Annotated in this window: 14 protein-coding genes, 1 riboswitch and 1 other annotated feature; of the genes, 12 read left to right on the plus strand and 2 right to left on the minus strand. The window is 50.9% G+C overall.

Annotation, left to right across the window (positions count from 1 at the left end; genetic code table 11):
- Window positions 1-278 precede the first annotated feature (278 nt).
- Window positions 279-1,937: a sequence feature (most likely nonfunctional fraction of RNA operon), on the plus strand.
- 298 nt (window positions 1,938-2,235) lie between these two features.
- The gene (locus BN6628_RS03610; protein WP_068614376.1) at window positions 2,236-2,493 is read right to left on the minus strand and encodes a GlsB/YeaQ/YmgE family stress response membrane protein; all 258 of its coding nucleotides are present in this window, start codon (window positions 2,491-2,493) and stop codon (window positions 2,236-2,238) included.
- A 327-nt stretch (window positions 2,494-2,820) separates the two neighbouring features.
- Entirely contained in the window at window positions 2,821-3,807 is a 987-nt protein-coding gene (locus BN6628_RS03615; protein WP_068614379.1) for a ketoacyl-ACP synthase III, read from the minus strand.
- Window positions 3,808-4,218: 411 nt separating this feature from the next.
- Here BN6628_RS03615 and BN6628_RS03620 point away from each other — a divergent pair, with 411 nt between their 5' ends.
- The 12 genes from BN6628_RS03620 (at window position 4,219) to purF (ending at window position 17,470) form a co-directional block, all read left to right on the plus strand.
- Window positions 4,219-6,354, plus strand: coding sequence for a DNA topoisomerase III (locus BN6628_RS03620; protein ID WP_068614382.1), 2,136 nt, complete (start codon window positions 4,219-4,221; stop codon window positions 6,352-6,354).
- Between the two features lie 84 nt (window positions 6,355-6,438).
- Window positions 6,439-6,570 (plus strand): hypothetical protein, encoded by a 132-nt coding sequence (locus BN6628_RS26765; protein ID WP_262363142.1) that lies wholly within the window; start codon window positions 6,439-6,441, stop codon window positions 6,568-6,570.
- Between the two features lie 310 nt (window positions 6,571-6,880).
- Window positions 6,881-7,144, plus strand: a complete 264-nt coding sequence (locus tag BN6628_RS03625) for a DUF1294 domain-containing protein (RefSeq protein ID WP_068621938.1) — start codon at window positions 6,881-6,883, stop codon at window positions 7,142-7,144.
- A 101-nt stretch (window positions 7,145-7,245) separates the two neighbouring features.
- Window positions 7,246-7,680 (plus strand): universal stress protein, encoded by a 435-nt coding sequence (locus BN6628_RS03630; RefSeq protein ID WP_068614385.1) that lies wholly within the window; start codon window positions 7,246-7,248, stop codon window positions 7,678-7,680.
- Window positions 7,681-7,854: 174 nt separating this feature from the next.
- Window positions 7,855-7,956, plus strand: a riboswitch (purine riboswitch).
- A 223-nt stretch (window positions 7,957-8,179) separates the two neighbouring features.
- Window positions 8,180-8,677: a 5-(carboxyamino)imidazole ribonucleotide mutase gene (gene purE, locus BN6628_RS03635; protein ID WP_068614389.1), complete on the plus strand. Its 498-nt coding sequence runs from the start codon at window positions 8,180-8,182 to the stop codon at window positions 8,675-8,677.
- The gene (purK, locus tag BN6628_RS03640) at window positions 8,674-9,885 is read left to right on the plus strand and encodes a 5-(carboxyamino)imidazole ribonucleotide synthase (RefSeq protein ID WP_068614392.1); all 1,212 of its coding nucleotides are present in this window, start codon (window positions 8,674-8,676) and stop codon (window positions 9,883-9,885) included. The genes purE and purK overlap by 4 nt, the downstream gene beginning before the upstream one ends.
- The gene (purB, locus tag BN6628_RS03645) at window positions 9,882-11,180 is read left to right on the plus strand and encodes an adenylosuccinate lyase (protein WP_068614395.1); all 1,299 of its coding nucleotides are present in this window, start codon (window positions 9,882-9,884) and stop codon (window positions 11,178-11,180) included. Before purK ends, purB begins: the two co-directional genes overlap by 4 nt.
- Before the next feature lie 30 nt (window positions 11,181-11,210).
- Window positions 11,211-12,092, plus strand: a complete 882-nt coding sequence (locus tag BN6628_RS03650) for a phosphoribosylaminoimidazolesuccinocarboxamide synthase (RefSeq protein WP_068614400.1) — start codon at window positions 11,211-11,213, stop codon at window positions 12,090-12,092.
- A 753-nt stretch (window positions 12,093-12,845) separates the two neighbouring features.
- Window positions 12,846-13,088, plus strand: a complete 243-nt coding sequence (gene purS, locus BN6628_RS03655) for a phosphoribosylformylglycinamidine synthase subunit PurS (protein ID WP_068614404.1) — start codon at window positions 12,846-12,848, stop codon at window positions 13,086-13,088.
- 5 nt (window positions 13,089-13,093) lie between these two features.
- On the plus strand, window positions 13,094-13,783 hold the full coding sequence (gene purQ / locus BN6628_RS03660) for a phosphoribosylformylglycinamidine synthase subunit PurQ (protein ID WP_068614408.1): 690 nt from the start codon (window positions 13,094-13,096) through the stop codon (window positions 13,781-13,783).
- A complete protein-coding gene (gene purL / locus BN6628_RS03665; protein WP_068614412.1) occupies window positions 13,761-16,007 on the plus strand; it encodes a phosphoribosylformylglycinamidine synthase subunit PurL in 2,247 nt (748 codons plus the stop codon). Before purQ ends, purL begins: the two co-directional genes overlap by 23 nt.
- Window positions 15,992-17,470 (plus strand): amidophosphoribosyltransferase, encoded by a 1,479-nt coding sequence (gene purF, locus BN6628_RS03670; RefSeq protein WP_068614416.1) that lies wholly within the window; start codon window positions 15,992-15,994, stop codon window positions 17,468-17,470. Before purL ends, purF begins: the two co-directional genes overlap by 16 nt.
- The last annotated feature ends 633 nt before the right edge of the window (window positions 17,471-18,103 follow it).

Raw genomic sequence — 18,103 nt, forward strand, 5'->3', positions numbered from 1 at the left:
GAGAAGCCAATGGCTTCAATAGCAACACCTCACTCGTTGTTCAGTTTTGAGAGTTCAACTCTCACATATTGCTTCCAAAACTTGCTTGGTGACAAGCGAATGAGGATTTGATATGATATTCTTCCGGCCGCGAGGTTGGAATTGATCCTTGAAAACTAGATAACGAAACGAAATTGCGTAAATTAGAATTCCTTTAAGCTAAACTTGTGCAAACAAGTGAAGTATCTAAGGTAGCGCGAAGGTTGGTCAACCAACCCGAGCAATGGTTAAGCTACTAAGAGCACACGGAGGATGCCTAGGCGCTAGGAGCCGAAGAAGGACGTGGCGAACAACGAAACTGCCTCGGGGAGCTGTAAGCAAGCTTTGATCCGGGGGTGTCCGAATGGGGAAACCCGGCTACTGTAATAGGTAGTCACTCATACCTGAATTCATAGGGTGTGAAGAGGCAGACCAGGGGAACTGAAACATCTAAGTACCCTGAGGAAGAGAAAACAATAGTGATTCCGTCAGTAGCGGCGAGCGAACGCGGAACAGCCTAAACCAGAGAGCTTGCTCTCTGGGGTTGTGGGACGTCTCACATGGAGTTACCAAGGATTAGGGTAGGCGAAGAGGTCTGGAAAGGCCCGCGAGAAGAGGTAAAAGCCCTGTACCCGAAAGTCTAATCCCTCCGAGACGGATCCCGAGTAGTGCGGGGCACGTGAAACCCCGTATGAATCCGGCAGGACCATCTGCCAAGGCTAAATACTCCCTAGCGACCGATAGTGAAGCAGTACCGTGAGGGAAAGGTGAAAAGCACCCCGGAAGGGGAGTGAAATAGATCCTGAAACCGTGTGCTTACAAGAAGTCAGAGCCCAATTAAGGGGTGATGGCGTGCCTTTTGTAGAATGAACCGGCGAGTTACGTTCCCGTGCGAGGTTAAGGTGAAGAGCCGTAGCCGCAGCGAAAGCGAGTCTGAATAGGGCGACTAAGTACGTGGACGTAGACCCGAAACCGGGTGATCTACCCCTGTCCAGGGTGAAGGTGCGGTAACACGCACTGGAGGCCCGAACCCACGTATGTTGAAAAATGCGGGGATGAGGTGGGGGTAGCGGAGAAATTCCAATCGAACTCGGAGATAGCTGGTTCTCCCCGAAATAGCTTTAGGGCTAGCCTCGGAAGAAGAGTCGTGGAGGTAGAGCACTGATTGGGTGCGGGGCCCGCCAAGGGTTACCAAGCTCAGTCAAACTCCGAATGCCACAGACTTGTATCCGGGAGTCAGACAGTGAGTGCTAAGATCCATTGTCAAAAGGGAAACAGCCCAGACCATCAGCTAAGGTCCCCAAGTGTGTGTTAAGTGGGAAAGGATGTGGAGTTGCACAGACAACCAGGATGTTGGCTTAGAAGCAGCCACCATTTAAAGAGTGCGTAATAGCTCACTGGTCGAGTGACTCTGCGCCGAAAATGTAACGGGGCTAAACACACCACCGAAGCTATGGCTTGATGCTTTGCATCAGGGGTAGGGGAGCGTTGTGTATACATTGAAGGTGTACCGTAAGGAGCGCTGGAGCGTACACAAGTGAGAATGCCGGTATGAGTAACGAAAAGATCAGTGAGAATCTGATCCGCCGAAAGCCTAAGGGTTCCTGAGGAAGGTTCGTCCGCTCAGGGTAAGTCGGGACCTAAGGCGAGGCCGAAAGGCGTAGTCGAAGGACAACAGGTTGAAATTCCTGTACCACCGTAATCCGTTATGAGCGATGGGGTGACGCAGCAGGGTAGTGACGCGGACTGATGGATGTCCGTCCAAGCAGTGAGGCTGGTATGNTCATGTTTGGTGGCGATGGCGGAGGGGTTCCACGCGTACCCATCCCGAACACGACCGTTAAGCCCTCCAGCGCCGATGGTACTTGGACCGCAGGGTCCTGGGAGAGTAGGACGCCGCCAAGCAATAAGAAAAAGCACTGCCTTAGGCAGTGCTTTTTTGTTGTTCCCCACAGCAGTTCCCCACAGCAGTTCCCCACAGCAGTTCCCCACAGCAGTTCCCCACAGCAGTTCCCCACAGCAGTTCCCCACAGCAGTTCCCCACAGCAGTTCCCCACAGCTTGTGAGTATGCTTTCTTCATTAGAGTAGTATTGTGGGCAAGTAGGGGATTCATGCTTGGCTTAAGAAACAATATCCACATTTTATTAAGATATGCACATAAGCACAACAAAACGCCAGAGCATAAGCTCTGACGTTTTGTCTGCTGTCGTTATTAATTAAGAACGACTGCGGCCAAACGAACGAAGAACAAGGCTTACGATGAACACAAGAACTACCGCGCCGATGAGGGCAGGGACGATATAGAAATCACTGATTCGTGGTCCCCAGTTCCCTAAAATCAGCGAACCGAGCCAAGCTCCGATAAAACCAGCGATAATGTTACCAATCACGCCGCCTGGAATATCTCGGCCCATAATCAGACCTGCCAACCAACCGATGATACCACCAATAATTAATGACCATAAGAATCCCATGCTTGTCAACTCCTTAATGTTGATTGTTGTTGTTGATTACTATTAACCCATCAGGCCTTGTTTAAACACCTAAGTTATCAATTTACAAAAATTGTTGCCAACTTGCTTAAGCTACCCATTCCACAATGTTACAAGGCTGTTAATCCACTCCAAGATGGATACTTAGGTGTTAGGTCTGCTTTTATTTATACCCCATTTGTTAGGCTTTGATGCACGCAAAAGAAAAGAAGCCATCCACCTTAAATAATATGGCAGATAACTTCTTTAATTATTCATTCGGTTAATTATGGTCAGGAAGATATTGTTCTTTATGGTGAACAAACATCGTTATTCTTGAACGCCCCATCTAAGCATAAGACCCGCATATGTTAACCCGGCCCCGAATCCGAATAGAATAAGACGGTCCCCGAATTTCAGTTTGCCCTGGCGCTGTGCAAGCTGAAGTGAAAGAGGAATCGTCGCACTTGAGGTATTTCCATAATACTCTGCGCTGGTTAAGGTTCTTTCAGCAGAAATGCCTGTCTTCTCACAGATGGAGTCAATCATCTTAAGATTGGCACTGTGAGGCACGAACCAGTCCAATTCCTCTACAGTTGTCCCTGAATCCTGAAGAAGCTTTGAAATCCCCTCAGGTACCGTACGCACAGCCCACTTGTATACCTCGCGCCCATTTTGATAAATTTTACCTTCACCTTCAAGCGGCATACCGCCTATAGCTGTAGCCAGACCAGCACGGTACACGTTCTTGCCGCCTGAGCCTTCACTACCGAGAACAGCCGCGTCAAAGCTTGGATGCTCTGCATCATACTCCACAATAGCTGCCCCTGCCCCATCTCCGAAAAGTATACATGTGCTGCGGTCTTCATAATTGGTAACCTTGGACATGGTCTCTCCTGCGATAACAAGGATTTTCTTGTGAAGCCCGCTTGAAATCAAACCATTGGCCATGTGCAGCCCATAGGCAAACCCGGCACAGGTTGCATTGATATCCACAGCTCCTGCATTTAGGAGGCCGAAATGGTCCTGCACTATGCAGGCCACACTCGGATACGGATAATCCGGGGTGGTGGTGGCTACAATAACCAATTCAATATCTTCCAGAGAACCTTTATAAGAAGCAGCGAGATCCTCGACAGCTTGAATACACATATGGGAAGTGAACTCTTCTTCTGCAGCAATTCTCCGTTCACGAATTCCTGTGCGCTTAACAATCCATTCGTCATTAGTATCGACAAGCTTTTCAAGAGCCTCGTTAGTCAAAATATGCTCAGGTACATAGGAGCCTATGGCGGAAATACGTGCAGCAGATTTCATAATCAGAATCACTCCTTGATTAATTTTGATTTGATTATAACACAAGGTACTAGAACCTGGTACTAAAATTAGCAGAAAACTTGTTAAATTTATCTTAAGTACCGGCTGTCCCAATTTCAAGAAAGGCAAGGCGCGTTATAAGCTGAACTTAAGAATTACTAATAAGCAAAGTGTGAAATATTCAGTAGATTCGAAGCGTTTGCCTTGGTGACCGGACTCCTGTCTTATAAATTGAAATCAAGAAAGCTGGGAGCAACTGCGACCTTAAACAACATTTCACGTTCCCGAGTTATTTATAAATCTAATTGTTCAACTTTAAAATCTAATCGTGATTCAAAACCAGGCGGGTCGAACACGGGTGACCATCGATGTTATAATAAGTTTAAGAAGAAAGGGGAGCTTTTATTTATTATGAAAATTTTAGTATTGGCTGAGAAGCCCTCGGTAGCTCGGGAAATAGCCAGAGTTATGGGGAGCCGCGAAAAGCATAAGAGCCATTTTGAAGGTCCTAAATATATAGTTACCTGGGCGCTTGGACATTTGGTTGGACTTGCCGAGCCCGAGGATTATGATCATAAATTTCAAACCTGGAATCTGGAGGATCTCCCAATTCTCCCGGGTAAAATGAAGCTCAAGGTCCTGCGCGAGACGAATCACCAGTTCAAGGCTGTCCAACAATTGATGAGACGTGCGGATGTGGGCGAGCTAATCATAGCGACGGATGCGGCCCGGGAAGGTGAGCTGCTGGCCAGATGGATCATGGATATGGTGAAGTGGAACAAGCCATTTAAGCGTCTGTGGATTTCGTCGCAGACCGATAAGGCTATTAAAGAGGGCTTCGCCTCATTGAAACCGGGCAGCCAATTCGACCGCCTGTATCAGTCTGCACGCTGCCGGGCAGAAGCGGATTGGATGGTTGGGCTTAATGTAACCCGGGCGCTCACGGTGAAATTTAGTGCCCAGCTCTCTGCGGGCCGGGTTCAGACGCCTACTCTTGGCATGATTATGCATAGGGAGAATGAGATAGTTAACTTCAAATCAGACGCTTATTCGCAGCTGGCCTGTGATTTAGGCGAGTTTGAAGCCTTGTGGCGCGCACCTGGCGGGGATTCCAGAATTTTTGACGATGAGAAGACTGCAGGATTGAAGAGCAAGCTCGAAGGACGCAGAGGACGGATTGCCAAATTGAATAAGAGCGAGAAGGTGATCCCTCACCCGCTGGCTTATGACCTCACCGAGCTGCAGCGTGATGCTAACCGCAGATACGGCTTCTCGGCCAAAATGACCTCCAACGTGCTGCAGAGGCTGTATGAACAGCACAAGCTGGTGACCTACCCGCGTACAGACTCCCGCTATCTTACTTCCGATATGACGAGTACACTCAAAGAACGTCTTGAGAGCATTGCCGTGGGTCCGTATGCTGCTCTGGCACGCCCGTTGCTCCGTAAGCCTCTACCGCTCACCAAGCGGATTGTGGATGACAGCAAAGTGAGCGATCATCACGCCATCATTCCTACGGAAGAAACAGTAATCCTGAATGCTCTGAATTCGGATGAGCGCAAGCTGTATGATTTGATCGTAAGACGATTTATCAGCTTGTTTTATCCGGCTGCCAGATACGACAACGTTAATGTCACGGTTGAAATTGATAAGGAATCGCTTCATGCCAAAGGTACAACGATAAAAGAAAGCGGCTGGCACGCTGTGTATGATGGTGAAGGGTTCGACGAGAATGAATCTGATGATAATGACGCAGATGAGGAGAAGGCGGGACGGACGCTCCCTGAGCTCCATGTTGGGCAGGAGGTTCAGGTTAAACGCGTCATCATTACCAAGGGAAGAACACTTCCACCCAAACGCTACACCGAGGCTGCCCTGCTGTCCCAGATGGAGAAGCACGGCCTTGGCACACCAGCGACCCGCGCGGATATTATCGAGAAGCTGGTCAACTCTGATACAATCGAGCGTCAGGGCAATTCGCTACATCCAACCGGAAAAGGAAAGCAGCTGATCGAGCTTGTCTCTGCGGATCTGCGGACCCCTGATCTTACCGCCAAGTGGGAGAATGAGCTGGAGCGGATTGCAAAAGGGCAGGGGCAGCCGGAACCTTTTCTGAAAGGTATTCGTGAAATGGCCGAACGTCTTGTGCAAGAGGTTAAGAAGAGCGATGCCTCGTATAAGCCACACAATGTATCGAACAGTCATTGCCCGGATTGCGGCACCCGGCTGCTTGAGAAGAAGAGCAAGCGCGGGCTTATGCTGGTATGTCCAAGTGAGGACTGCGGATACAAGCGCTCTGGCGAGAAGCGGCTGTCCAACCGGCGGTGTCCGCAGTGTCATAAGAAGATGGAGATGAAAGAGGGCAAAGCTGGGCTATACGTCCAATGCCTGTCCTGTGGCATCACCGAAACCATGAACAAAGACAGCAAGCATATGAACAAGCGGGAAGCGCAAAAGCTGGTTAAGCAGTATGCCAAACAAGAATCGATAGGTTCCAATCTGGGGGAACTGCTCAAAGCGGCCATGGAGCAAAAACAAGGCAAATAGAACCCGGGCCAAGCTAACTTTTTGCCCGACAATCCCGCATAAAACGGCTCTTCCACAGGAACATTAAGTTCGGAGGTGTTGATCATGCCGCATCACGAGCCAAGAAAGATCAATAATCAAAAGAACAACTCAAGCATCATGGAAGAACCGACACAAGCCAAGCCAAAAAAGCAGAACGAACGCCCACCCAGCCTGAACGGTGTTCCGAAGCTGTAAGATTGGCCAGAAGGTTGTAACCGAAATCCAAGCTGAGTTAAATCGCCATAAGTGTGCTGCAAGTTGTTGGATAAAGCCTTCAATCCCGTTTTGAGCGGATTGGGGGCTTTTGCCTGATTAAGCCAGGGATAATCGGGGGTCAGGCAGAAATGATCTGAAAATGATCCAAGAATAGTTCAAATAAGCCCCAGGTTCTGCAATAAAGGAGAACAGGATGCAAGGTTTGTTATTCCAGCCGGTTTGGAACTATAATAGAAGCAGATTTGATTACCCGCTTGCTCAGAGCAGGATTGGGGGGATGTGGATACATATGAGGTTGGTAATTGGGATATGGTTTATTATCATTAATTTAATTGGTTATTTTGTGATGTCTGAGGATAAGAGGAAAGCTCGCCGAAGGCAGGAAAGGACACCTGAGCGAACCTTGTTCCTGCTGGCACTGATTGGCGGGGCGCTTGGGGTGCTGATCGCCATGTACCGTTGGAGGCATAAGACGAAACATCTCAGCTTTGTTGTGGGAATCCCGGTACTGCTGTTCATCAATGCGGTGCTGTATGTCTATTTTCTAAGGTAGGAATAATAAGCAGCATAAGAATTAGATAGTTTCTTATTACCGCATTTGGGTTTATTATGTACTTATTTAATAATATATATATTTAGAGAGAGGTGCTTGTCATGCTGTTCAACAAAATCCTGGTTGCGTACGATGGATCCAAAGCATCAAATAAAGCGCTGGACAAAGCTGTCGAGCTTGCGAAGCTGTCCCCTGAATCCGAGCTGGCTGTACTACACGTGTATGATTTCCCGCGGTTCTATATTGCTGAAGGGTTCGCACCTGTGCCTGATACGGTTAATATGGAATTCTACGAGCTTGCGGAGAAGACAGCCGACGAGGCGAGGAACCGCCTGGCAGCTGCCGGTGTGAACGGAAAGGTTGAGCTGGCTCAAGGCGCTGCGGCAGAGGTTATTCTTCGTTATGCGGGAGAGCAATCCTGTGACGCCATAGTCATTGGAAGCCGGGGACTCGGCGGCATTCGGGAATTTGTGCTTGGAAGCGTCAGCCACAATGTGGTTCAGCATGCACAGATTCCGGTGCTTGTAGTTAAATAACGTAATGGAGAGAGAATGCTTACGGAGCATTCTCTTTTTTTATGGCAATAAAACGGATTATAAGTTTGTGATTTATTGTAAAATACGAACGTTCAGTTTTTACCTTTTTTTATTGTTCGTGTTTAGGTTGACAGCCCTAGGTCAGATTGCTAAACTAGGAGAGAAGAAAGCGCAAGAAGCGCTGCATAATGCTCTCGTATATCGCCGGGAATAAGGCCCGGAAGTTTCTACCTGAAAACCGTAAATTTTCGGACTACGAGTGACGTGTTGGGAAAGGTCGATGGCATGAACAGACCTTCTTTTGTTTTGTGGGCAGGGTATGTGCTCCAAGCAAAGTGCAGATGTCCCTTATTCATGTCCTCCAGTAGTCCGGTAGCCTGAAAATACTCGTTATTTTCTCAGGTACCGGATTTTTTAATGAAATAAGCAGTCCCGGATGGGAAGGGTATAACTTCTGGGCTGCATAGATAGATTATCCTAATAGAAAGCGGGTTGGAACATGACAGCGCAGGTATCAGTGATTATGGGGAGCAAGTCGGATTGGGAGACGATGTCCCATACATGCGAAGTGTTGAATGAGCTGAATATCCCGTATGAGAAAAGAGTCATCTCGGCGCACCGTACTCCGGATCTGATGTTTGAATTTGCGGAATCCGCTGCACAGCGCGGAATTAAAGTGATTATTGCCGGAGCGGGCGGAGCCGCTCATCTGCCAGGAATGGTAGCGGCCAAGACGGTTCTGCCGGTCATCGGCGTGCCGGTCAAATCCGCAGCCCTAAACGGTCTTGACTCCCTCTTGTCCATTGTGCAAATGCCGGGAGGAATCCCGGTGGCCACGGTGGCGATCGGGAAAGCTGGAGCCACCAATGCGGGCCTTCTCGCCGCGCAAATGCTTGGAGCGTTCGATCCGGCCGTCGCAGCGAGAGTGCAGGAACGCAGGGATCGGATTCAGAAAGAGGTCTTGGAAGGCAGCTTTGATTTGGGAGAGACGAAATGATGACGAAGAACCTGCTGCAGCCGGACAAGGTTATTGCTCCTGGCTCAACCATCGGCATCCTGGGCGGAGGACAGTTGGGACGAATGATTGCTCTGGCTGGGACCAATCTCGGCTACCGTTTTGTTACCTTGGAGCCCACGGAAGACTCCCCTTGCGGACAGATTGCGGATCAAATCACCGCTTCCTATGGGGATAAGTCCGCAGCTAGAGAGCTGGCCTCACGTTCGGATGTCATCACCTATGAATTTGAAAATGTGGATTCCGAGGTTGCCGCTCTGCTTGAGGATTTATCGTATGTGCCGCAAGGAAGCCGGCTTCTGTATACGACCCAGCATCGGCTGCGTGAGAAGAGAGCGATTGAAGCCGCAGGCGTGCCGGTTGCCCCTTACCGGGAGATCGTCAGTCTTCAGGATTTGCAGGCTGCGGTGAAGGAGCTTGGCCTGCCGGCCGTACTTAAGACGGCAACAGGCGGATATGATGGGAAGGGCCAGTGGGTGATCCGCTCTGAAGCGGAGATCGCCGAGGCTTTTGATACATTAATGAAGGCGGGTACAGAGCTGGTTCTTGAGAAGTTTATCCGTTTTGACAAGGAGCTGTCGGTCATTGCAGCCCGCAGTCCACGTGGTGAGATAAGAACGTTCCCGGTGGCAGAGAACATTCATGTGGATAATATCCTGCATGCCTCTATTGTTCCCGCCAGAGTGGACGAGTGTATACAGCAGGAGGCGGAGCGGCTGGCTGCCCGGATTGCGGAATCGCTTGAAGCTGTAGGCCTGCTGGCGGTGGAGCTGTTCCTGACAGGGGACGGTGAGTTATATGTCAATGAGCTTGCTCCAAGGCCTCATAACTCCGGACATTACACGATGGAAGCCTGCAGAACCTCCCAGTTCGAGCAGCACGTCAGAGCGGTATGCAACCTGCCGCTTGGGGATACTTCCCTTATGACCCCGGTGGTGATGGTGAATGTGCTTGGCGAACATATGGATGAGGTTGAGATGAGGCTTATGGACGGGAAATGGACGGACAATAAGGATCAGGAACAGAAGGGCGTGAATCCTGTTTCCGTAGTACCAAAGGTTCATCTGTATGGCAAGAGCGGGGCGGCGGCCAAGCGGAAGATGGGACATATCAATCTCTTATGCGATAATGTAGAAGAGGCTGTGAGTTTTATACAGCAAACCAAAATTTGGAGGAATCAGCAGAAATGATCGAACGTTACAGCAGACCGGAAATGAGAGCGATTTGGACGGAAGAAAATAAATTCAACGCCTGGCTTGAAGTGGAAATTTGTGCAGCTGAGGCATGGGCGGAGCTGGGGGTCATCCCGAAGTCTGATGTGGCTTTGCTTCGTCAGAACGCTTCTTTTGATATTGAACGGATCTATGAAATTGAACAGGAGACCCGCCATGACGTAATCGCGTTCACACGTGCGGTGTCCGAGAGTCTTGGAGCAGAGCGCAAATGGGTGCATTACGGGCTGACTTCTACCGATGTGGTGGATACCGCACTGGGCTACCTGTTAAAACAGGCCAATGAGATTATTGAGAAGGACATTATTAACTTCATTGGGATTTTGAAAGATAAAGCCATTGCTTACAAGGATACTCCAATGATGGGGCGGACGCATGGCGTTCATGCGGAACCGACCACATTCGGTCTGAAGATGGCGCTGTGGTACGAGGAAATGAAGCGGAACCTGGAGCGTTTCCGTCATGCGGCAGCAAATGTGCAGTTCGGCAAAATCTCCGGGGCGGTGGGCACCTATGCCAACATCGACCCGTTCGTGGAGCAGTTCGTATGTGATAAGCTCGGCACCTCTGCCGCGCCGATCTCTACCCAGACGCTGCAGCGCGACCGCCATGCTGAATATATGGCTACACTGGCACTGATCGCGACCTCCCTTGATAAATTCGCCACTGAAATCCGCGCATTGCAGAAGAGCGAATTCCGTGAGGTTGAGGAAGCTTTTGCTAAGGGTCAAAAGGGATCGTCTGCTATGCCGCACAAGCGCAACCCGATCGGCTGTGAGAACATTTCCGGTTTGGCGCGTGTCATCCGCGGGCATATGATCACCGCTTATGAGAACGTGACGCTGTGGCATGAGCGGGATATTTCCCACTCCGGCGCAGAGCGTATCATTCTGCCGGATGCGACCATGCTGATCAACTACATGCTGAACCGCTTGGGCAATATCATTAAGAACTTGACGGTATTCCCGGAAAATATGAAACGCAACATGGCGCGCACCTTCGGGGTTCCGTTCTCCGGCCGTGTCATGACCAAGCTGATTGATAAGGGCTTCAGCCGCGAGCAGGCATATGACACCGTTCAACCGCGTGCGATGCTCGCCTGGGAGACTCAGCGTCAATTCCGTGACATTATTGAAGAGACTCCTGAGATTACCGAGGTGCTGAGCAAGGAAGAGATTGAGGATGCGTTCAATCCAGCTTGGCATTTGAAGCACGTGGATACGATCTTTAAGAAGCTTAGACTTATAGACTAGTTACAGATCAGGGAAGAGGAGGACGGCTATATGTCATCACAGGCTGTGTCCACGGCAGTGGATTACGTCGACGCACCGCTGCTCTATAAAGGGAAGGTCCGCGAACTGTACGATTTAGGGGAGCATTATCTGATCGTCGTGACCGACCGCATTTCCGCGTTCGATTATGTGCTGGAACCGCCGGTTCCTGAAAAGGGAAACGTGCTCAACCGGCTTAGTGCTTACTGGTTCAAGCTTACAACTGATCTGATCGAGAATCATGTGGTGCATACCGATGTGGAGAAGCTGGGAGAGATCATTAAGAATAAAGAGCTGCTGAAGGATCGGATTATGGTTACCCTCAAAGCCGAGCGGATCGACATTGAGTGTGTTGTCCGTGGTTATATTACCGGCGGGGGATGGCGCCAATATGAGCAGAGCGGCACGATCAACGGAATTCAGCTGCCTGAAGGGCTTCGCAAGAATGACAAGCTGCCGGAGCCGATCTTCACCCCGGCGGCCAAGAACGATGTGGGTCACGATGAGGACATCCCGTTCGAGCGGATGCAGGAGCTGGTAGGCCGCGAACTGGCGGACAAGCTGAAGGCCAAGAGCCTAGAGCTTTACGGCTTTGCACGTGACTATTGCGAGGAGCGTGGAATCATCCTGGCAGACTGCAAGCTGGAGTTCGGCTTGATTGATGGGGAGCTAATTCTCATTGATGAGATCTTCACACCGGACGCCTCCCGCTTCTGGGCCAAGGAGAATTATGCCTTGGACATCGAGATCGACAGCATGGACAAGGAGCCGGTCCGCTCTTACCTGGCCGGCACGGACTGGGACAAGAACAGCCAGCCTGATCCTCTCCCACCGCATGTGGTGGAAGAGACCACCCGCCGCTATCTGAACATTTACCGCCGTCTCACGGAGTAATCGGGTAGAAGACAATTGCTGTCGTCAAAAAGACTTTTTTCGTTAGTCTAATAAGATAAAGGGGTGAGGGACTAGCCACGTACAGGGTTGTTAGGGTCTCCAATCGCTGTTATCCTGGATTTCCTTATTGGAATAACCGCCGAATGCGGATGAAATCCAGGGATAAAGGCGAACGCTGACGCTTCTCCGACTCCTAACCTCCCTTCCCGTTCCACCCTCACTTTGTAAGCTATCAATAGACTAACTCAACATGGAGTGCCGATCAGCAATTGGCAGAGAGAAAGGGAGTAATCTAATCGGTTATGTTGAAGAGCTCAACACCCCGTTTAATTAAGTAGGTTGTATGCGGAGTGCATCCAACTGCATCCAACAAGCACACTCCGCTAGCTAATCTAGCTCATTTCTTGGTTTTAGATAGGTGCTCGGCAGGCCGTCCTTATACGAATTCAAGAGGTTTCATTTAAGTTAAGTTGCTAAAGACGAAGCACCACAGTAAAGCGGGTCCCGAAAGGGACGGCAAGCGGCTCATTTATCATTGCAACACAAGAGAACCGAAGCAGCAGTATCCACCAAACTTTCGGGTGTCCAGAGGGCAAAGCCCTTGGGGCCCTCCCTTCCAGGGAGGTTTGGGAGGGTAGGAACAAAGAGGAGTACAGAGGGCGCAGCCCTTTGTCAAAAACACGGGTTTTATCAAATTTTTCGGGTGTCCAGAGGGCAGGCCCTCGGCGATAACCCTTCCGGAGGGAATTTCAAGTGAAAGCAATCGTCTATGTTACTATCAAGCAAAGCGTACTGGATCCACAAGGCGTAGCCGTACAAAACGCGCTGCATTCTGTAGGTTTTCAAGAAGTCGAAAGCCTGCGCATCGGAAAATATATCGAGCTTGAGCTGAACACGGACGACCGTGCTGAAGCGGAGAAGAGAGTGGCAGCAATGTGCGAGAAGCTGCTGGCAAACACTGTTGTCGAAGAATACCGCTTTGAACTGGAGGGCTAACCAACATGAAATTCGCAGTACTGGTATTTCCGGGCTCCAATTGTGATATTGACTGCTACAAGGCGGTTGAAGATACGATTGGCGAACCTGTTGATTATGTATGGCATACAGCAACCGATCTATCGGCATATGATTGCATTCTCATTCCGGGCGGGTTCTCTTACGGGGACTACCTGCGCTGCGGCGCCATTTCCAGATTCGCTCCGGTTATGGCGGAGGTCGCCAAGGCTGCGGAGCAGGGCAAATACGTGCTTGGCATCTGCAATGGCTTCCAAATCCTGACCGAAGCTGGCCTGCTTCCGGGCACTTTGCGCCGGAATATGTCGCTGAAGTTCCTCTGTCATGATGTTGTGCTCCGCGTAGAGAACAACGAGAATCCTTTTACACGTGAGTATGCCAAGGGTGAAGAAATTGTGATTCCGATCGCCCACGGTGAAGGCAATTACTACTGTGATGACGAGACGATGGCCAAGCTGCAGGCGAATAACCAAATTGTATTTACGTACGCAAGCAACCCGAATGGGTCGCTGAACGATATCGCAGGCATTTCTAACGAGCAGGGTAACGTAGTTGGCATGATGCCTCACCCGGAGCGTGCAGTGGATAGTCTGCTGGGATCAGAAGACGGTAAAAGAATGTTTACATCCATTTTGAAGACATGGAGGGATCGACATGACGCAGCAGTTGTCCGCTAAAGAACCGACGGCGGAGCAAATCGCCGAACAGCAAATTTACAAACAGATGGGTGTATCTGACAGCGAATATGAGCTGATCTGCGGTTTCCTCGGCCGTAAACCGAATTATACGGAAATTGGTGTGTTCAGCGTAATGTGGTCCGAGCACTGTGCCTACAAAAACTCCAAACCGCTTCTTCGCCGCTTCCCGGTGACAGGACCCCGAGTCCTAATGGGACCGGGTGAGGGAGCAGGGATTGTCGACATTGGCGACAACCAGGCTGTGGTGTTCAAAATTGAGAGCCATAATCACCCTTCTGCTGTCGAGCCTTATCAGGGCGCGGCAACCGGGGTGGGCGGGATTATCCGCGATATTTTCTCCATGGGTGCAAGACCGGTAGCGGTACTGAATTCCCTGCGGTTCGGGAAGCTGGAGAGCGACCGGGTAAAATATTTGTTCGAGCATGTGGTGTCCGGGATTGCCGGATACGGGAACTGTATCGGAATTCCGACTGTCGGCGGCGAAGTGATGTTTGACGACAGTTATGACGGCAATCCGCTCGTTAACGCAATGTGTGTCGGTCTGATCGACCATGACAAAATCCAACGTGGTGTCGCCAAAGGTGTAGGTAATCCGGTGTTCTACGTAGGTCCTCCAACCGGGCGTGATGGAATTCACGGTGCGACTTTCGCATCCGAGGAATTAACGGAAGAATCTGAAGCGAAGCGTACGGCTGTTCAGGTCGGCGATCCATTCATGGAGAAGCTGGTCATGGAATCGTGTCTGGAGCTGATTGATTCCGGCATTGTGCTGGGAATTCAAGATATGGGCGCAGCAGGTCTAACTTGCTCCAGTGCGGAAATGGCAAGTAAGGCAGGCAATGGCCTGGAGCTGTACCTTGACCAGGTGCCTCAGCGGGAAGAAGGCATGACACCATACGAGATGATGCTTTCGGAATCCCAAGAGCGCATGCTGTTCGTGGTGGAGCCGAAGGATGAGGCCCAGGCGATGGAGATTTTTGAACGATGGGGCGTAATCTGTGCCAAGGTCGGCAAGGTGACAGACGACGGACGTCTGAAGCTGTTCCATCATGGTGAAGTGGTTGGAGATATGCCGGTAACTGCGCTTGTTGACGAGTGCCCAATTTACAACAAACCGTCTGCAGTCCCTGCTTACTATGAAGAGAATGCCAACGTGGATACCCTGCGTTACCCTGAAGTTACGGATCTTGGCGGAGCGCTTGAGACGGTTCTGGCTTCCCCAACTGTAGCCAGCAAAGCATGGATCTACGAGCAATATGATTATATGGTGCGCACGAGCACTGCCGTACGTCCGGGGTCGGATGCTGCTGTAGTGACCATTCGCGGAACCCGTAAGGGTCTGGCCATGACAACGGATTGCAACGGACGTTTCGTCTACCTTGACCCTGAAGTTGGGGGCCGCATTGCGGTGAGTGAAGCAGCGCGCAATATTGTATGCTCCGGTGCTGAACCGCTGGCCATTACGGATAACTTGAACTTTGGAAGTCCGGAGAAGCCGGATATTTTCTGGCAAATGGAAAAAGCCGTTGACGGCATGGCTGAAGCCTGCCGGGTGCTGGACGCACCGGTTATTGGCGGTAATGTCAGCTTGTACAACGAGAATGCCAAAGGCGCCATCTACCCGACTCCAGTTGTCGGTATGGTAGGTCTTGTACATGATGTAGACCACATCACAACACAAGGCTTTAAGCAAGAAGGAGATGTGATCTTCCTTCTGGGAGAGACCAAGGCAGAGCTTGGCGGCAGTGAATTCCAAAGTGCTGTTCATGGCGTAACGGAAGGCCGTCCGCCAGAGCTTGATTTGAACGTGGAGCGCAGATTGCTGGATACGGTGCTTGCGGCAATCCAACTGGGACTTGTCCAGTCTGCACATGATTTGTCCGAGGGCGGTCTGGCCGTGGCTCTTGCAGAATCCTGCATCAGCGGCGGCGGACTAGGTGCCAAGGTTAACCTCGATACTAACCTTCGTCCTGATGTGGCCTTGTTCAGTGAATCGCAATCGCGCATTCTGCTGACGGCTGCACCTGAGAAGGCAGCTGAGCTTGAGAAATTCATTTCGGAACGCAGTGTTCCGGTTGCAGTGATCGGCCGTGTGGAAGGAACAAGTCTTGTAATTGACATCAACCGCGCTTCGGCCTTGAACAAACCGGTGGAGGGCTTGAAGCAGGTCTGGGAGGAAGCTATTCCATGTCTGATGAAGTAATACCGCAAGGGTTATGGACAGGAGACTATTTCAACGAGGGCTCTGGACGGGATGGAGTTTTTGACAAGTTAAAAGAGGAGTGCGGCGTCTTTGGCGTGTTCGGTCACCCGGATGCTGCAAGTCTCTCTTATTACGGGCTTCACGCGCTTCAGCACCGCGGGGAAGAGAGTGCCGGACTCTGTGTCACAGACGGTGGCGACTTCAATTACCACCGCGGCATGGGCCTGGTGAAGGAAGTGTTCGACAAGGACCGTCTAGCTTCGCTTATCGGTGACCGATCGATCGGCCATGTCCGCTATTCCACCAGTGGGGACAGCAAGCTGACGAACGCCCAGCCGCTCGTATTCAAATACCGCGATGGGGACCTCGCGGTGGCGACAAACGGTAATATCGTCAACGCGCCGAAGATCCGCCGAGAATTAGAGAGAAGCGGCTCGATCTTTCAGACAACGAGTGATACCGAGGTCATTGCGCATCTGATTGCGCGGTCACCGAAGGATTTTGTGGAAGCGGCCAAAGATGCCCTTCAGCAAATCGTCGGGGGATACGCCTTCCTGTTGATGACAAATGACAAACTTCTCGTTGCATCCGACCCGAACGGCCTGCGGCCCATCTCAATGGCCCGGCTTGGGGACGCTTATCTGTTCTCATCTGAGACTTGTGCATTCGAGACGATCGGCGCGGAAATTATTCGCGACATTGAGCCTGGTGAGCTGCTGATCTTGGACAAAGACGGTCTCCATGAGGACCGGTTTGCCGAGCCGCAGCGCAAGGCGCTGTGTGCGATGGAATATATTTATTTTGCAAGACCGGATAGTGATCTGAATGGCTCCAATCTGCACTCCTCCCGCAAAAGAATGGGGCGCCGGATGGCCCAAGAGTCATTCGTGGATGCGGATGTAGTCACGGGTGTTCCAGACTCTAGCATCTCTGCTGCGATCGGTTACGCGGAGCAGACCGGGATTCCGTACGAGCTTGGTCTTATTAAAAATAAGTACACAGGACGCACGTTCATCCAGCCGAGCCAGGAGCTGCGCGAGCAGGGAGTGAAGATGAAGCTGAGTGCCGTGCGCCGTGTTGTTGAGGGCATGCGCGTTGTGATGATCGACGACTCCATTGTGCGGGGCACGACCTCCCGCCGGATTGTGAACCTGCTTCGCGAAGCAGGTGCGGTCGAGGTACACGTGCGGATCACATCTCCGCCATTCAAGAATCCGTGCTTCTATGGCATTGATACGCCGGACAGCCGAGAACTGATTGCTTCCTCGAAGTCGATCGAAGAGATCCGTCAGGAGATCAACGCGGACTCGCTGGAGTTCATCAGTCCGGAAGGCTTGATTGAAGCGGTTGCTGGCAACAACGTGAACGATTATAAAGGCGGGCTTTGTATGGCCTGCTTCGATAACGATTACCCAACCCGTACGGATTTCAACGGGGAAGAGCAGTTCGGTTGCAGCTGTTAGGGAGCTGTTGGGTGGATAATCTTTAGGTTATCCTCCCTGAACACCCCAACGAAGCGGACGGAATCGTCCTGAAGCAGCGAAGCGTTCGCCTAAAAGCTTTCTGAAAGAAAGCTGCTTCGAAAGCATATGCTTCTCCGGATTTCTACCGTGATAAGCGATTCAAACCAAGAAATTTGGGGGCAACAGCGATCGTAAGGATGATCCGTTGGCGGAGCGGCGTGTCTAGACCTGGAAAGCTAACCGTGATCCGTTCGCGGAGCGGGCTTTAGATTTGATGGGTTAAGTTATTGCCCGTCTGTAGAGTGAGCTAATCTGGGAGTTAAGTCAAAATCTTTTGGCTAAGCATCAGGCTAAAGAGGATGCTGTCTCATCTCCATGAACAACCCAGCGGAGCGAACGGAATCGTCCTGAAGAAGCGAAGCGCTCGCCTTTGCCCTCGGATTTCTACCGTAATAACGGTTCAAATCAAGGAATCTGAGGGCAACAGCGATCGTAAGGATGATCCGTTGGCGGAGCGGGCTTTTAATCTACTATTTCCCATTGAATACTTCACCATCTTAACCATTAACACCAACAGCATGAATTATACAGCAGGTGGTTCTATTCAGAACCTCAATTAAACCATAAGGAGCG

The sequence above is a fragment of the Paenibacillus tuaregi genome (assembly GCF_900086655.1).
GTDB lineage: Bacteria > Bacillota > Bacilli > Paenibacillales > Paenibacillaceae > Fontibacillus > Fontibacillus tuaregi.

Excerpts from the sequence above, each read along its gene's own strand:
- purF (WP_068614416.1), top strand. The coding sequence starts at position 15,992 with ATGTCTGATGAAGTAATACCGCAAGGGTTATGGACAGGAGACTATTTC.
- BN6628_RS03620 (WP_068614382.1), top strand. The coding sequence starts at position 4,219 with ATGAAAATTTTAGTATTGGCTGAGAAGCCCTCGGTAGCTCGGGAAATA.
- BN6628_RS26765 (WP_262363142.1), top strand. The coding sequence starts at position 6,439 with ATGCCGCATCACGAGCCAAGAAAGATCAATAATCAAAAGAACAACTCA.
- purB (WP_068614395.1), top strand. The coding sequence starts at position 9,882 with ATGATCGAACGTTACAGCAGACCGGAAATGAGAGCGATTTGGACGGAA.
- BN6628_RS03625 (WP_068621938.1), top strand. The coding sequence starts at position 6,881 with ATGAGGTTGGTAATTGGGATATGGTTTATTATCATTAATTTAATTGGT.
- BN6628_RS03610 (WP_068614376.1), bottom strand. The coding sequence starts at position 2,493 with ATGGGATTCTTATGGTCATTAATTATTGGTGGTATCATCGGTTGGTTG.
- BN6628_RS03630 (WP_068614385.1), top strand. The coding sequence starts at position 7,246 with ATGCTGTTCAACAAAATCCTGGTTGCGTACGATGGATCCAAAGCATCA.
- BN6628_RS03650 (WP_068614400.1), top strand. The coding sequence starts at position 11,211 with ATGTCATCACAGGCTGTGTCCACGGCAGTGGATTACGTCGACGCACCG.
- purL (WP_068614412.1), top strand. The coding sequence starts at position 13,761 with ATGACGCAGCAGTTGTCCGCTAAAGAACCGACGGCGGAGCAAATCGCC.
- purE (WP_068614389.1), top strand. The coding sequence starts at position 8,180 with ATGACAGCGCAGGTATCAGTGATTATGGGGAGCAAGTCGGATTGGGAG.
- BN6628_RS03615 (WP_068614379.1), bottom strand. The coding sequence starts at position 3,807 with ATGAAATCTGCTGCACGTATTTCCGCCATAGGCTCCTATGTACCTGAG.
- purK (WP_068614392.1), top strand. The coding sequence starts at position 8,674 with ATGATGACGAAGAACCTGCTGCAGCCGGACAAGGTTATTGCTCCTGGC.
- purQ (WP_068614408.1), top strand. The coding sequence starts at position 13,094 with ATGAAATTCGCAGTACTGGTATTTCCGGGCTCCAATTGTGATATTGAC.